The sequence below is a fragment of the Bradyrhizobium sp. WSM4874 genome, assembly GCF_055811835.1.
The window spans coordinates 144,905-159,514 of record NZ_JBVVPR010000010.1 but is presented as its reverse complement, the minus strand read 5'-3'; the positions used below and the strand labels follow the sequence as shown (position 1 = coordinate 159,514).

The 14,610-nt window shown below is 65.1% G+C and carries 10 protein-coding genes; 6 read left to right on the top strand and 4 right to left on the bottom strand.

Annotated elements, in window-relative coordinates; translation table 11 throughout:
* Positions 1–44 precede the first annotated feature (44 nt).
* The 3 genes from AC0L3P_RS13450 (at position 45) to ligA (ending at position 4,954) form a co-directional block, all read left to right on the top strand.
* Positions 45–950: an outer membrane protein assembly factor BamD gene (locus AC0L3P_RS13450; RefSeq protein WP_354060524.1), complete on the top strand. Its 906-nt coding sequence runs from the start codon at positions 45–47 to the stop codon at positions 948–950.
* A 13-nt stretch (positions 951–963) separates the two neighbouring features.
* The gene (gene recN, locus AC0L3P_RS13445; protein WP_473302205.1) at positions 964–2,637 is read left to right on the top strand and encodes a DNA repair protein RecN; all 1,674 of its coding nucleotides are present in this window, start codon (positions 964–966) and stop codon (positions 2,635–2,637) included.
* A gap of 163 nt (positions 2,638–2,800) precedes the next feature.
* Positions 2,801–4,954: an NAD-dependent DNA ligase LigA gene (gene ligA, locus AC0L3P_RS13440; protein ID WP_473302204.1), complete on the top strand. Its 2,154-nt coding sequence runs from the start codon at positions 2,801–2,803 to the stop codon at positions 4,952–4,954.
* 156 nt (positions 4,955–5,110) lie between these two features.
* On the opposite strand, the gene AC0L3P_RS13435 is transcribed toward ligA, so the two are convergent.
* Positions 5,111–6,385: a multidrug effflux MFS transporter gene (locus tag AC0L3P_RS13435; RefSeq protein ID WP_473302203.1), complete on the bottom strand. Its 1,275-nt coding sequence runs from the start codon at positions 6,383–6,385 to the stop codon at positions 5,111–5,113.
* Between the two features lie 323 nt (positions 6,386–6,708).
* Positions 6,709–8,538, bottom strand: a complete 1,830-nt coding sequence (locus AC0L3P_RS13430; protein WP_473302202.1) for an aminopeptidase P family protein — start codon at positions 8,536–8,538, stop codon at positions 6,709–6,711.
* 188 nt (positions 8,539–8,726) lie between these two features.
* Here AC0L3P_RS13430 and AC0L3P_RS13425 point away from each other — a divergent pair, with 188 nt between their 5' ends.
* On the top strand, positions 8,727–8,909 hold the full coding sequence (locus tag AC0L3P_RS13425; RefSeq protein WP_275173861.1) for a hypothetical protein: 183 nt from the start codon (positions 8,727–8,729) through the stop codon (positions 8,907–8,909).
* Between the two features lie 24 nt (positions 8,910–8,933).
* On the opposite strand, the gene AC0L3P_RS13420 is transcribed toward AC0L3P_RS13425, so the two are convergent.
* Positions 8,934–9,818, bottom strand: a complete 885-nt coding sequence (locus tag AC0L3P_RS13420) for a 50S ribosomal protein L11 methyltransferase (RefSeq protein WP_473302201.1) — start codon at positions 9,816–9,818, stop codon at positions 8,934–8,936.
* A 163-nt stretch (positions 9,819–9,981) separates the two neighbouring features.
* Between AC0L3P_RS13420 and AC0L3P_RS13415 the strand changes: the two genes are divergently transcribed.
* Positions 9,982–10,137, top strand: coding sequence for a Flp family type IVb pilin (locus AC0L3P_RS13415; protein ID WP_456769831.1), 156 nt, complete (start codon positions 9,982–9,984; stop codon positions 10,135–10,137).
* Positions 10,138–10,411: 274 nt separating this feature from the next.
* Here the strand turns inward: AC0L3P_RS13415 and AC0L3P_RS13410 are convergent, their stop codons facing one another.
* Positions 10,412–12,022, bottom strand: coding sequence for a phytoene desaturase family protein (locus tag AC0L3P_RS13410; protein ID WP_473302200.1), 1,611 nt, complete (start codon positions 12,020–12,022; stop codon positions 10,412–10,414).
* Positions 12,023–12,272: 250 nt separating this feature from the next.
* On the opposite strand from AC0L3P_RS13410, the gene AC0L3P_RS13405 reads away from it, so the two are divergent.
* Positions 12,273–14,552, top strand: a complete 2,280-nt coding sequence (locus tag AC0L3P_RS13405) for a spermidine synthase (RefSeq protein ID WP_473302199.1) — start codon at positions 12,273–12,275, stop codon at positions 14,550–14,552.
* Positions 14,553–14,610 lie beyond the last annotated feature (58 nt).

The following is a 14,610-nucleotide window of genomic DNA, read 5'->3' as shown; positions in this document are numbered from 1 at the left end:
ATGGGCTGGCGGACACCGCACCACAGGGCGTCAGGGCAATACTCATGTCGGCACAGCGTATGACGCGCGGATATCTTCAAGTCCTGTCTCGAGAAGTCTCGTCTCGAACCCGTGGGCTGATTCAGGCTGTCGCCCTCTTCGTGCTCGCGCTGCCGCTGGCGGGCTGCGGCACCGGTGCGCTTTGGGACAAGTTCACCGCCAAGGACGACACCTTCGTCGAGGAGCCCGCCGACAAGATCTACAATGAGGGCCTGTACCTCATGAACGAGAAGAAGGACATGAAGGCGGCGAACAAGAAGTTCGAAGAGGTCGACCGCCAGCATCCTTATTCCGACTGGGCCCGCAAATCGTTGCTGATGTCGGCCTACGCGTCGTACCAGGGCGGCGATTATGACAATTGCATCGGCGCGGCCACCCGCTACGTCACGCTGCATCCCGGCAGCCCGGATGCGGCCTACGCGCAATATCTGATTGCCGCCTCGCATTACGACCAGATTCCGGACATCAGCCGCGACCAGACCCGCACCGAGAAGGCGATCGCCTCGCTGGAAGAGGTGGTGCGCAAATATCCGACGTCCGAATATGCGACCTCGGCCAAGGCCAAGATCGAAGGTGCGCGCGACCAGCTCGCCGGCAAGGAAATGAACGTCGGCCGCTATTACGCGCAGAAGCGCGACTACACGGCGGCGATCAACCGCTACAAGGCCGTGGTGACGCAGTATCAGACCACCCGCCATGTCGAGGAGGCGCTGTACCGCCTGACCGAGGCCTATATGGCCATCGGCATCGTCGGCGAGGCCCAGACGGCCGCCGCCGTGCTCGGGCACAATTTTCCTGACAGTCGCTGGTACAAGGACGCCTATAATCTTGTAAAATCAGGCGGTCTCGAACCGAGCGAGAATCAGGGGTCCTGGATTAGCAAGACCTTCAAGAAAATGGGTCTCGGCTAGGAAATAGAGTTCCATGCTGGCGCGTCTGTCGATCCGTGACATCGTCCTGATCGAACGGCTCGATATCGAATTCGCAACGGGCCTCGCGGTTTTGACCGGCGAGACCGGTGCGGGCAAATCCATCCTGCTCGATGCCTTTGCACTGGCGCTCGGCGGCCGCGGCGATGCCGGCCTCGTGCGCCACGGCGCGGAGCAGGGGCAGGTCACTGCCGTATTCGACATCCCAAAAAACCATCCCGCGGCCAAAATCCTCGCGGAGAACGGGCTGGAGGATACTGGCGAGATGATTCTCCGCCGGGTCCAGCTCGCCGACGGCCGCACCCGCGCCTTCATCAACGACCAGGCGATCAGCGTGCAGACGCTGAAGGCGGTCGGTGCTGCCCTGGTCGAGATCCACGGCCAGCACGACGAGCGTGCGCTGGTCGATGCCGCCACCCACCGCCGCCTGCTCGACGCCTTCGCCGGTCTCGAAAAGGATGTCTCGGCGGTCGAAGCGCTCTGGGACGCCCGCCGCACCGCCAACACCGCGCTGGAGGAGCATCGCGCCGGCATGGAGCGCGCTGCGCGCGAAGCGGATTACCTCCGCCACGCCTCGGACGAATTGAAGCAGCTCGCTCCCAAGGACGGCGAGGAGACCTCGCTGGCGTCCCGTCGAACCACCATGATGCAGGGCGAGAAGATCGCCTCCGACCTGCGCGAGGCGCAGGAGGCGGTCGGCGGTCACCATTCGCCGGTCGCCTCGCTGTCGGCCGCCGTGCGCCGGCTCGAGCGCCGCGGCGTCAACTCGCCGGCGCTGGTCGAGCCCGCGGTGAGGGCGATCGACACCGCGATCAACGCGCTGGAGGAAGCCGACCAGCATCTGCAGGCGGCGCTTGCCGCGACCGATTTCGACCCCTCAGAGCTCGAACGCATCGAGGAGCGACTGTTCGCGTTGCGCGCCGCCTCGCGCAAATATTCCACACCGGTCGATGGGCTCGCCGCGCTTGCTGCCAGATACGCCGCCGATGTCGTCCTGATCGATGCCGGCGCCTCACGGCTGAAGAAGCTGGAGCAGGCCGCGATCGAGGCCGATGTGCGCTATGCCGCGGCCGCCAAGAAGCTGTCGATGGCGCGGCAGAAATCGGCGGAGAAGCTCAACAAGGCGGTCAATGCCGAGCTCGCGCCGCTCAAACTCGAACGCGCCAAGTTCATGACCCAGGTCCAGACCGACGAGGCCACGCCGGGTCCGCAAGGGTTCGACCGCGTCGAGTTCTGGGTGCAGACCAACCCGGGCACCAAGCCGGGGCCGATGATGAAGGTCGCCTCCGGCGGCGAGCTGTCGCGTTTCCTGCTGGCGCTGAAGGTCGTGCTGTCCGACCGCGGCTCGGCGCCAACCCTGGTCTTCGACGAGATCGACACCGGCGTCGGCGGCGCGGTCGCGGACGCCATCGGCGGACGGCTGGCGCGGCTCGCCGGCAAGGTCCAGGTGATGGCCGTCACCCACGCCCCGCAGGTCGCCGCCCGTGCCGACCAGCATTTGCTGATCTCCAAGGACGCCCTGGACAAGGGCAAGCGCGTCGCCACTCGTGTCAATGCGCTCGCCGCCGACCACCGCCGCGAGGAGATCGCGCGGATGCTCGCCGGCGCCGAGATCACCGCCGAGGCCAGGGCTGCCGCGGACCGGCTGCTCAAGGCAGCGACGGCTTGATTTCGTGTCCCGGACGCGCGTAGCGCGAGCCGGGACCCCAGAATGTCGCCCCCGATGGGCCCCGGCTCTGCAGCGCACCGCTAAAGAAGCGCTGCGCTGAGTCCGGGGCGCGAGACTTCAACCTGCCTTTACCCTCCCGTCCGCTCCGTCGTATTCAAGCACCATGGCCAGAGCAGTAAAATCCAAAGCAACACCGCTTCGCGACGTCGCCGACCTCACCAAGGCGCAGGCCAAGGTCGAGCACATGCGGCTCGCGCTCGAAATCGAAGGGCATAACGAACGCTACTATCAGGAGGACGCGCCCACCGTCACGGATGCCGAGTATGACGCGCTGCGCCAGCGCTTTAACGCGATCGAGAAGCGCTTTCCGGAATTCGTCAGCGCGGACTCGCCGTCGCAGAAAGTCGGCGCTGCGCCATCGGGCCGCTTCAAGAAGGTGCGGCATTCGGTCCCCATGCTGTCGCTCGACAACGCCTTTGCGGAAGAGGATTTGCGCGACTTCGTCGGCCGCATCGTGCGCTTCTTGAAGCTCGAGGACGACAGGATCGATTTCTCCGCCGAGCCGAAGATCGACGGCCTCTCGATGTCGCTGCGCTATGAGGGTGGCGAGCTCGTCACCGCCGCGACGCGCGGCGACGGCGCTGAAGGCGAGGACGTCACCGCCAACATCCGCACGCTCGAAGACGTGCCGCAAAAGCTTAGGGGACGCAACGTCCCCGATATCTGCGAGGTGCGCGGCGAGGTCTACATGACCAAGAAGGCCTTCCTCGCGCTCAACGAGCGGCAGAAGGCGGAAGGCAGCACCATCTTCGCCAATCCGCGCAACTCGGCCGCGGGCTCGCTCCGGCAGAAGGATCCGACCATCACCGCCTCGCGCCCCCTCGGCTTCTTCGCCTATGCCTGGGGCGAGATGAGCGCGATGCCCGAGGGTACGCAGAGCGGCATGATCGGCTGGTTCGAGCGCTGCGGCTTCAAGACCAATCCACTGACCCAACTCTGTCACTCCGTCGAGGAACTGCTGGCGTTTCATCGTTCGATCGAGGAGCAGCGCGCAAAGCTCGACTACGACATCGACGGCGTCGTCTACAAGGTCGACCGCATCGACTGGCAGGAACGGCTCGGCTTCGTCTCGCGCACGCCGCGCTGGGGCATCGCCCACAAATTCCCCGCCGAACGCGCCATGACGGTGTTGCGCGACATCGAGATCCAGGTCGGCCGCACCGGCTCGTTCACGCCGGTGGGCAAGCTCGAGCCGGTCGGCGTTGGCGGCGTGATCGTGCAGAACGTCACGCTGCACAACGAGGACTACATCAAGGGCATCGGCAACAAGGGCGAGGTGCTGCGCGAGGGCCGCGACATCAGGATCGGCGACACCGTCGTGATCCAGCGCGCCGGCGACGTCATCCCGCAGGTGGTCGACGTCGTCCTCGATAAGCGGCCGAAGGCTGCCAAGGAATTCCAGTTTCCGAAGAAGTGCCCGTGCCCGCTGCACACCGATGTCACGCGCGAGGAAACGGCGGCGGGAGAGGAGGGCTCACGCGCCCGCTGCACCGGCGAGTTCGCCTGCCCCTATCAGAAGATCGAACATCTGAAGCTGTTCGTGTCGCGGCGCGCCTTCGACATCGACGGCCTTGGCGAGAAGCAGCTCCAGTATTTCTTCGACGAGGGTTTTGTGAAGGAGCCAGCGGACATCTTCACGCTGGAAAAGCGCAATTCGAAACTCAAGCTCGAGGACATCGAGGGTTACGGCGCAACGTCGGTGCGCAATTTGTTCAGCGCGATCGAGAGCCGTCGCAAGATTGCACTGGAGCGCTTTATCTACGCGCTCGGCATGCGCCATATCGGCGAGACCACGGGGCTGGCACTGGCACGCGGCTATGGCTCCTGGGACGCCTTCCACGACGCCAGCCTCAAGGTCGCCAGGGGCGACGAGGAGGCGATGGCCGAGATGGATGCGCTCGACCAGATCGGCGAGACCGTGATCAAGAGCATCGCCGATTATTTCGGCGAGAGTCACAATCGCGGCATCGTCGAGCGGCTGACCAAGGAGGTCGAGATCATCGACGCCGAGAAGCCGAAGAGCAATTCCGCCGTCGCCGGCAAGACCGTGGTGTTCACGGGCTCGCTGGAGAAGATGACGCGTGACGAGGCCAAGGCCACCGCTGAGCGGTTAGGCGCAAAAGTGTCCGGATCGGTGTCCAAGAAAACCGATCTCGTCGTCGCCGGCCCCGGCGCGGGTTCGAAGCTCGCGGAAGCCAACAAGCATGGCGTCAAGGTGCTGACCGAGGACGAGTGGCTGGCGCTGATCGGGGAGTGAGGAGGGCGCGCTGGCGCGTCTCGCTCCGCTGTCATTCCCCGCGAAGGCGGGGAATCCAGTATTCCAGAGACAGTGCGAGGATACGGAAAAGCCGCGGCGTACTGGATCCCCCGCTTTCGCGGGGGATGACACCGAGGTCGTGGCGATCGCCATCCCTTACATCATCCCGCTCTCTTCCTCTTCCGCCTGCCCGATCAGCGTCTCGCTCACCATGATCTCGCGGCGGGGGACGACGAAGATCATCGTGCAGGCGCAGAGCAGGGAGATCGCCAGCACCGCGGCGGTAAGCGGCAGCGTGGTCGCGGAATGGCCGCCGAGATAGGCGCCGAATTGCGACATCAGCGCGCCGATGCCTTGCTGGAGGAAGCCCATCGCACCTGACGCCGTGCCGGCGGCCTCGGGACGGATGCTGATCGCGCCGGCGGCCGAGTTCGCCATTACGAAGGCATTGCCGACCATCACGATCATCTGCGTGCCGAACAGCCAGGCGGGTGCCTCGTTCCAGCCGGCGAAGCTCCAGAGCAGGTTCAACAGGCTGCCGCAAAGCTGGAGCGCGAGGCCGAACCAGATCAACTTCTCCAGCGAGTGCCTGGGCGCAAAGCGCACACAAAGCAGATTGCCGACGAGATACGCAAAACCCGTCGTCGCGAACCACGCGCCGTATTCGGCGCTGGTCCTGCCCATCTGCGTCACCACGATATAGGGTCCGCCGCCGGCGAAGGTGAAGATGATCTGCGAGGCCAGCACCTGGCACATCACGTAGCCGACGAAGGCGCGGTTGCGGATCAGGATGCCGACGTCGCCGCAAAAGCCGCTGCCGGCGGCGCGGTCTCGGCGGGTCTCGGGCAGCGCGATCGCGATGCCGACGGCGACGATGATCGCGGCGACGGTGATGGCGTAGAAGATCGCGCGCCAGCCGAATGCGGTCTCGATCAGGCCGCCGGTGAGCGGGGAGACCATCTGCCCGATCATCAGCGCCGCGACGACGAGGCTGATCATCGAGGCGACGCGGTCGCGCTCGTAGATGTCGCGGATGATGGCGCGGCTCACCACCATGCCGGCGGCGCCGCCCAATGCCTGGAAGAAGCGCGCGGCGATCAGCTGCGGCAGCGTTTCCGCGAAGATGCAGGCGACGCTGGCGACGACCATCAGCGCCAGTCCTCCGAGCAGCACCGGGCGTCGCCCGAAACGGTCCGATAGCGGGCCCATGATGAGTTGCGACAGCGCGATGCCGACCATGTACAGCGACACCGTCATCTGCGCGACCGAGATGTCGCTGCCAAATGTCGTCGCCAGCACCGGCAGCGCCGGAACCAGCATGTAAAGCGAGATCGGCGCGATCCCGGTCATGACGACGAGCAGCAGCAACACCACGCGCGGGGTCGCGAGGTTCTTCGCCGTTTCCGGCGGTTTGCTCATCATGCCGTGCATGCGTGTCCGTCTGGTAGAAATTCGAACCGGACTGTAGCGTGCTGGCACATGACGCATATCGGCGTTTCGGAATGCGGCTATACGGATTCCGGGACGGTTACGATGGCGGTGAAATGATGATGAATTGGGCGCGGTTTGCGTGCCCCGTGACAGGTGTCATTCCCCGCGAAGGCGGGGAATCCAGTATTCCAGAGGCTGCAATTCTATACGGAGAGGCCGCGGCGTACTGGATGCCCCGCTTTCGCGGAGCATGACAGCTGTGGTGGAGAAGCAGCCTTGCGCAAATCGCGTGGTGCTATGCGTCGAGCCCGTGAACGGCGAACTTACGCCTTCAACTCCGCCGTGGCCTGGTCGAGCCAGGCCTTTGTCGTCGCGTCCAGCGCCGGCCGCACCTCGGCCCTGACGCGCGCGTGGTAGGCGTTGAGCCAGTCGAGCTCGTCATTGCTGAGCATGCCGACATCGATCAGCCGGCGGTCGATCGGCGCCAGGGTCAGCGTCTCGAACGCGTTCATCGATTTTTCCGCGCCCTTGATGTCGGCTTCGACCACCAGTTCGAGGTTCTCGATGCGGATGCCGAAACCGTCGGTCTTGTAGTAGCCGGGCTCGTTGGACAGGATCATGCCGCGCTTCAGCGGCGTGGTGCCGAGCTTCGATATCCGCGCCGGTCCTTCGTGCACCGAGAGATAGCTGCCGACGCCGTGGCCGGTGCCATGCTCGAAATCGACGCCGGCGGCCCAGAGATATTGCCGTGCGAGTGTGTCGAGCTGCGCGCCGGTGGCGCCGTCGGGAAAGACCGCCCGCGCGATCGCGATGTGGCCGCGCAGCACACGCGTGAAGCGGTCGCGCATCTCGTCGGTCGGCTCGCCCACGGCCATGGTGCGGGTGACGTCGGTGGTGCCGTCTTCATATTGTGCACCTGAATCGATCAGCAGCAGATCGCCGGGCACGATCCGCCGGTTGCTCTTGCGGGTGACGCGGTAGTGCACGATCGCGCCATTCGGGCCGGTGCCCGATATGGTCGGGAACGACACGTCCTTGAGCGCGCCGGTGTCGCGGCGGAACGTCTCCAGTGCCTCGACCGCGTCGATCTCGGTGAGCTTGCCGCTTGCCGCCTCGCGGTCGATGAAGGCGAGGAAGCGTGCCAGCGCCACGGCGTCGCGCCGGTGCGCCGTTTGCGTGCCCTTGATCTCGGTCGTGTTCTTGACCGCCTTGAGCAGCGCGATCGGATCGCTGCCGCGCACCGGCTTGCCGCCGGCACCCGTGATCAGCCGGCTGAGGGCGTCGGCCGCGGTCGCATTGTCGAGCGCAATCGATCCACCGCTCTTGGCGAGCGCCATCAGCGTCGGCGCCATCGCATCGGGCTCGCGCACGTCGGCGGACTGCTCGAGATGGTCGCGAGTCAGATTTGAGAGCTTGCGGTGATCGATGAAGATGGTGGGGCGGCCGTCCTTCGGCACCAGCGCATATGACAGCGGCAGCGGCGTATGCGCGACGTCGGCGCCGCGGATGTTGAAGGTCCAGGCCACGGCATGGCTGTCCGACAGCACCAAGGCATCGACCCCGAGCTTGCCGATCTCGCTCCTGATCTGCGTCAGCTTCTCGGCTTCAGTCACGCCGGCATGTTGCATCCCGTGCACCGTGACCGGCGCAATCGGCGGCTGTGGCCGGTCCTGCCAGATCGCATCGACCGGATTGCTGTCGACCGCGACCAACTCGGCACCGGCCTTGGTGCAGGCGGCGGCCAAACGCTCGGCTGCCGAAAAAGTGTGCAACCACGGATCAAATCCGAGGCGGTCGCCGGCCTTCAGGTGTGCCGATATCCAGCTTTCCGGCGGGGGATCGATCAGAGATTCCACGGCCCAGGCCCTTGAATCGACCTGCTTGGCCGCCTGGATCGTGTAGCGTCCATCGACGAAGACCGCAGCCTCGTGCGTCAGCACCACCGCTAGCCCCGCCGAGCCGGTAAAACCGGTTAGCCAGGCCAGACGCTCTTCCGACGGCGGCACATACTCATTCTGCTGCTGATCGGCGCGTGGAATCACGAAACCGGTCAGCTTGCGGCGGGCGAGTTCTTCACGGAGCGCGGCCAGCCGGGCGATCAGTGCGACGCCGGCCTCGGGCTCCTCGAATGTCTGGAAGTGCGCTTCGAACATGGTGGATCACTTTAGGATCATGCGGATCAGTCCGCAATGTAGACGCATTTGAGGTCGCATCTGGCATGGACTGTGCTTGAACAAGTTCCATTCGAATTGAATGGAGTACAGGATGCGGCAGTTGCGCTTCGTCCGGATAACAGGGAAATTCGAGCAAGTTGTTCATCTCAACGACGAGGGGACACTCGATGCCAGCGTTCACGTTTGAGAAGATTACGCCGCCGGTGCGCCGCGTTCCGGCTGCGGCGACAACACCGAAGAAACCGCGCGGCCTCATCAGCCAGATGATCGACCGTTTCGCCGAACGCCGTGCGAGGCGCGCCTCGCAGGCCGAGCGCGCGATGCGCCGGGACGAGAAGGCCGCAAAGTAGCGGCATCTACTGCAGCACCCGTACTCACCCCATCTTCCGCAGCAGCAGGCTGCTCCACCCTTCGATCCGCAGGTGCTTCAGAGGCACGAGGCAGCGCGCGCGGTAGGCGGCGATCACGGCGGGGACCTGGGGCGTCAACAGGCCGGAGAGGATGACGCGCCCGCCAGGGGCGAGGTGCCGCGTCAACGGGCCCGCCAATTGCCGTAACGGATTGGCAAGGATGTTGGCCAGCACCAGGTCGAACGGGCCGCATCTGCCGAAATCAGCCGCAGCGAAGCCGGTGGCGCGGATCACTCGCACATGGTGACCGACCTCGTTCAACAAGGCGTTCTCGGCTGCCACCTTGACCGAGGCCGGGTCGATGTCGGAGGCCAGCACCGCGTGATGCAGCGCCTTCGCCGCCGCTATCCCGAGCACGCCGGTCCCGGTGCCGAGGTCGAGCACGCGGCCGGGCCGGGTGCTTTTCAGGACATGGTCAAGCAGGAGTAAACAGCCGCGTGTGGTGCCGTGATGGCCGGTGCCGAAGGCGAGAGCGGCCTCGATCTCGATGGCGAGCTTGTTTGGCGGCACGCGGTCGCGGTCATGGCTGCCGTGGACGACGAAGCGCCCGGCCGGCACCGGGATGAGATCTTCCAGGCTTGATTTGACCCAGTCCCTGGCTTCGACGGTGTCGAAGGCCAGCGTGTCCGCGATCTCATTTCCTGCTGAGGTTGCAACAAGTTCGCGAAGCCACGCCCGGTCCGGCGCGTTCGCGAAATGCAGCGCGACGTCCCACTGTCCGTTAGGCTGCTCGAAGGCGGCGACCGCCGCATCGTCCTCGAAGAACATTTCGGTGAGGACGTCGACAATGCGCCTGGCGGCGATCTCGCTGCCGATCGAAAAACTGGCGCGATGGGTGGAGGGCTGCATTCTCAGGGTTCCGTCCGGTTCAATTTTTGGAACTTTTGTTCCCAATTTTTCGCATAACTTGCATTCTTGAGATTAACCCGACCGCAGGTTGTAGGACGTAAATTTGCGGATGTTGGGCAAACCACACAGCTCGAAATGGAATAGGAGGCGAGACTTGAAGCGCATGATTTTGAAGTTCTGGACCGACGATTCAGGTGCAACCGCAATCGAATACGGCCTGATCGCAGCAGGTATCGCGCTGGCGATCATCACCGTGGTGAACGGCCTGGGCACCACGATGAACGAGAAGTTCACCTCGATTAGCACCTCCTTGAAGTAATTTCCGCCTCCCTTTTCCGGCGGGGCCATTTCTCCATACGACTGCTTTCGACCAGCGCCCGCCGGGGGGAATTGCCCCCTGGCGGGCGACGTCGTTTTTGGGGGGCTTTCACAGAATGCCCACAGGCTATCCGCTCGCTTGTCCGGACATTGGCCACAGATTGTCCCGCCGCTCATCCCCGGATTTTCCACCAACTTGTACCAGGCATGGACGAGCGTAACCCACAGCTCTTCCACAGCTCTGCCAACAACCTGTCCACAGCTTATCCCCGGGCTTATCCACGCCTTCCGAACAGCGACCTGTGATCTCTCAGGATCGCCTGCGCGGCGTTGTGGCCGGGGGCGCCGGTGACGCCGCCGCCGGGGTGGGCGCCGGAGCCGCAGTGATAGAGGCCCCTCACGGGTCCGCGATAATCGGCGTGGCCCAGCATCGGCCGCGCCGAGAACAGCTGGTTCAGCGTCAGCGCGCCGTGGAAGATGTCGCCGCCGAGCAGGCCGAATTGCCGTTCGAGATCGAGCGGTGACAGGATCTGGCGGCCGAGCACGCTTGCCGCAAAACCCGGCGCGTATTTGTCCACCGTCGCGATCATGAGGTCGGCGACCTCGTCGCGATGGTCGTCCCACGACTTTCCATCGGGAAGCTCCGGCGCGACATGCTGGCAGAACAGGCTCGCGACATGTTGTCCTGCGGGCGCGAGGGTATCGTCGAGCGTCGAGGGGATCAGCATTTCCACGACCGGCTCTCGACTCCAGCCGTGCGCGCGGGCATCGAGAAAAGCGCGGTCCATGTAGCCGAGATCAGGGGCCAGGATGATGCCGGAGGTGAGATGATCGCCGTCGCCCGGCAGCGCCGTGAAGGAGGGCAGGCGGTCCAGCGCCACGTTCATGCGGAAGGTGCCGGAGCCGTTCTTCCAGTGCCGGATGCGGGCGAGGAAGTCGGCCGGCAGCGCATCGGCGGCGACCAGCCGCGTATAGAGCAGCTTCGGATTGACGTTGGCCGCGACATATTTCGCGCGGATGGTTGTGCCGTCCTCCAGCGCCACGCCGACCGCGCGGTCGCGCTCGACGATGACCTCGCGCACGCCCGCATCGGTGTCGATCACAACGCCGCGGTCGCGTGCGGCGCGCGCCATGGCTTGCGTGATCGCGCCCATGCCGCCGATGGCGTGCCCCCAGACGCCCTTCTTGCCGTTCACCTCGCCGAAGGCGTGATGCAGCATCACATAGGCCGAGCCCGCGGCGTAAGGGCTGGCATAATTGCCGACGATGGCATCGAAGCCGAACAGCGCCTTGACCAGATCATGCTCGAAACGTTCATCCAGCATCTCGCCGGCCGAGCGGGTGAAGAGATCGAGCAGGCTGCGGTTCTGCTCCAGCGATAGCCCACGAAGGATGTTGGCGCTCTGGAACGCGTTCACGGCTTCGCGGATCGAGGCCGTGCCGAAACCGTCGAGCAGGTTTGGCGGCGCGCGCAGCACGAACTGCCGGAGCACGTCGGCGATCTCTTCGAGCTCGCGCGAAAACCCATCGAGCGCGTTTGCATCATGCGCGCTCAGCCGTGCGACGGACGCCTGCGTCCGCCCCTGGCCGGTGAGGAGATAGCTGCCGTCGGGCGCGGGCAGAAAATTCTGCGCGCGCCGTTCGACGATCCGCAGGCCCTGCTCGGCCAGCTTGAGGTCCCGGATCACCTGCGGATTGAGCAGGCTCACGGTGTAGGCCGCGACCGAATTGCGGAAGCCGGGATGAAACTCCTCTGTGACCGCGGCCCCGCCGACCACCTTGCGGCGCTCGACCACGCGCACGCGCAAGCCGGCCATCGCGAGATAGGCCGCGCAGGTGAGGCCGTTATGGCCAGCGCCGATGATGACGACGTCGGTTTCGATCATGCGTCCCTGGTGGTGTCATTCCGGCGTGCGCGAAGCGCGAACTGTGGTGCGGGCTCCGCACCGGAGAATGTGGAGGTTCCGGGTTCGATGCTCCGGGCCGCGCTTCGCGGTCCCGTCGCATCGCCCCGGAACGACCGTCTTATATCAAGCATTCCCCGCTGCAACATCACGAGACCCTTTATTGCTCGTTCAGGCGCCTTGTGCTCCATTGCGCGCGCCCGGCGCCCGCCGGGATTATGCCGGAGCTTCCATGGATTCGATCGTGCAACCCGCCGCCACGGAGCAGCCGTCCTCGTCGCGCAACCGGCTGCTGCTGACGGTCTACACCGCCGCGATCTTCGTCAGCGCGCTGTTGCTGTTCTCGGTGCAGCCGCTGTTCACGAAGATGGTCCTGCCGCGGCTCGGCGGCTCGCCGGCGGTGTGGTCGGTGGCGATGGTGTTCTTCCAGTCGCTGCTGCTGGCGGGCTACGCCTATGCGCATGTGTTGATGCAGGTGAGGAACCGCATCGTTCCGGTGGTGGTGCATCTCCTGCTGCTGATCGCAGCCTTCGTCACGTTGCCGCTCGGCATCGCCTCGGCCTATGGCGAGCCGCCCGGCTCGGGCTACGCGATCTGGCTGCTCGGCCTGTTCGTGATCTCGATCGGGCTGCCGTTTTTCGCGCTCGCCGCCAACAATCCGTTGCTGCAGGCCTGGTTCGTCCGCACCGGGCATCCTGCCGGACATGATCCCTATTTCCTCTATGCGTCCTCCAACGTCGGCAGCTTTCTCGCCCTGCTGTCCTATCCGTTCCTGCTGGAGCCGATGTTCACGCTGCACACGCAGAACCGGCTCTGGACCGGCGGTTACGGCATTCTGATCCTCCTGATCGCGGCATGTGGCGTGCTGCTGTTGCGCTCGCCGAAGCTGGCCATGGTCGATGCGCGCACCGAGGATATCAACGCGCCGGCGCCCGGTTTCATGACGCGGCTGCGCTGGATATTCCTCGCCGGGGTGCCGTCCGGCCTGCTCATCGCCGTCACCGCGCACATCTCGACCGACGTTGCGGCCGCGCCGCTGCTGTGGGTGCTGCCGCTGTCGCTGTACCTCTTGACCTGGGTGGTGGTGTTCCAGTCGCGGCCGCTGCTGCCGCACAAATGGATGCTGATGCTCCAGCCGGTCGCGATTGCGGGCGTCGTCTTCCTGCTGGCGTTCGGCGGCGAGCAGAACCTGCTGCTGACGCTCGGTGGCCATCAATTGTGCTTCTTCGTCATCGCCATGGCCTGCCACGGCGAATTGGCGCGGACCCGGCCTGCCGCCAAATATCTCACCGGTTTCTATGTCGCGCTGTCGTTCGGCGGCATGGTCGGCGGCCTGTTCGCAGGGCTCGTCGCGCCGTTCACATTCTCCTGGATCGCCGAATACCCGATCCTGGTTGCGCTTGCCGCGCTGTGCCGTCCGCCCGCGAACGAGCGGCTGGCGGGCATCGTCAAATGGTACTGGCTGGCGCTTGCCGCGCTCGCCGTGGTGCTCGTTGCGCCGTCCATCATGACGGGCGGGCTGTCGACCTGGTTCGAGGATCACCGGGTCTGGGCGGCTGGCGGCGTCGGCGTCCTCGCCGCGCTGCTGGCACTGGCGGTCAACGCCGACCGCTGGAAGATTTTCGCCACCGTCGTGCTCGCGCTGGCGTTGATCCGGGTTTATCCGGCGGACGAAGGCCGCGTCACCACGGTGCGCAGCTTCTTCGGCGTGCACAAGATCGTGGTGACGCCCGGCGGCTATTTCCACGTGCTGATGCACGGCACCACGATCCACGGCGCCGAGCGTTTCCTCAACAATGACGGCACGCCCGTCACCGGCCGGCCCGAGCCGATCACCTACTATCACAGGGATGGCGGCATCGGTCAGGCCGTCACCGCGATCCGCGAGCGCAAGGGCGCGCCGCTGAAGGTTGCCGCAATCGGCGTCGGATCGGGCACGCTCGCCTGCGCTGCCGAGCCCGGCGAAAGCTGGACCTTCTTCGAGATCGACCAGTCGATGGTCGACGCGGCAAGCGATCCGAAGAATTTCCGCTACATTTCGAGCTGCATGCCGGGCCTGAAGCCGGTGATCGGCGATGCCCGCCTCACCTTCGCGAAGGAGCCGGACGGCGCCTATGATCTCATCATCGTCGACGCCTATTCGTCGGATGCGATCCCGATCCATCTTGCCACCGAAGAGGCGATGAAGATCTACAAGGACAAGCTCGCTCCGCACGGTGCCGTGGTGATGCACGTCTCCAACCGCCACCTCGATCTCGAGACTGTCGTGGTCGGCATCGCCGATGCCAACGATCTCAAGAGCTGGGTCTACAACGAGGATTCGGGGCGCGATGGCGACTACATCTTCTCGACCGACGTCGTCATCTCCGCCCGCGAGGATGCCGACGTCGGCAGGCTCGCATCGTCGAAATCATGGGAGCAGACCGAAGCCGACGACAGGGTGCGGGTCTGGACCGACGATTACTCCAACATTTTGGGCGCGCTGTACCGGCGCTTGCGGGACGGGGAGTAGGCTTCGCGCCACTCATGGTCTCGTGCCCCCGACGCTGCGCAGCACGAAGTGATGCGCA

What these genes read in the sequence shown, in the direction of transcription:
- AC0L3P_RS13450 (WP_354060524.1), top strand. Translation starts at nt 45, where the DNA reads ATGTCGGCACAGCGTATGACGCGCGGATATCTTCAAGTCCTGTCTCGA.
- recN (WP_473302205.1), top strand. Translation starts at nt 964, where the DNA reads ATGCTGGCGCGTCTGTCGATCCGTGACATCGTCCTGATCGAACGGCTC.
- ligA (WP_473302204.1), top strand. Translation starts at nt 2,801, where the DNA reads ATGGCCAGAGCAGTAAAATCCAAAGCAACACCGCTTCGCGACGTCGCC.
- AC0L3P_RS13435 (WP_473302203.1), bottom strand. Translation starts at nt 6,385, where the DNA reads ATGCACGGCATGATGAGCAAACCGCCGGAAACGGCGAAGAACCTCGCG.
- AC0L3P_RS13430 (WP_473302202.1), bottom strand. Translation starts at nt 8,538, where the DNA reads ATGTTCGAAGCGCACTTCCAGACATTCGAGGAGCCCGAGGCCGGCGTC.
- AC0L3P_RS13425 (WP_275173861.1), top strand. Translation starts at nt 8,727, where the DNA reads ATGCCAGCGTTCACGTTTGAGAAGATTACGCCGCCGGTGCGCCGCGTT.
- AC0L3P_RS13420 (WP_473302201.1), bottom strand. Translation starts at nt 9,818, where the DNA reads ATGCAGCCCTCCACCCATCGCGCCAGTTTTTCGATCGGCAGCGAGATC.
- AC0L3P_RS13415 (WP_456769831.1), top strand. Translation starts at nt 9,982, where the DNA reads ATGATTTTGAAGTTCTGGACCGACGATTCAGGTGCAACCGCAATCGAA.
- AC0L3P_RS13410 (WP_473302200.1), bottom strand. Translation starts at nt 12,022, where the DNA reads ATGATCGAAACCGACGTCGTCATCATCGGCGCTGGCCATAACGGCCTC.
- AC0L3P_RS13405 (WP_473302199.1), top strand. Translation starts at nt 12,273, where the DNA reads ATGGATTCGATCGTGCAACCCGCCGCCACGGAGCAGCCGTCCTCGTCG.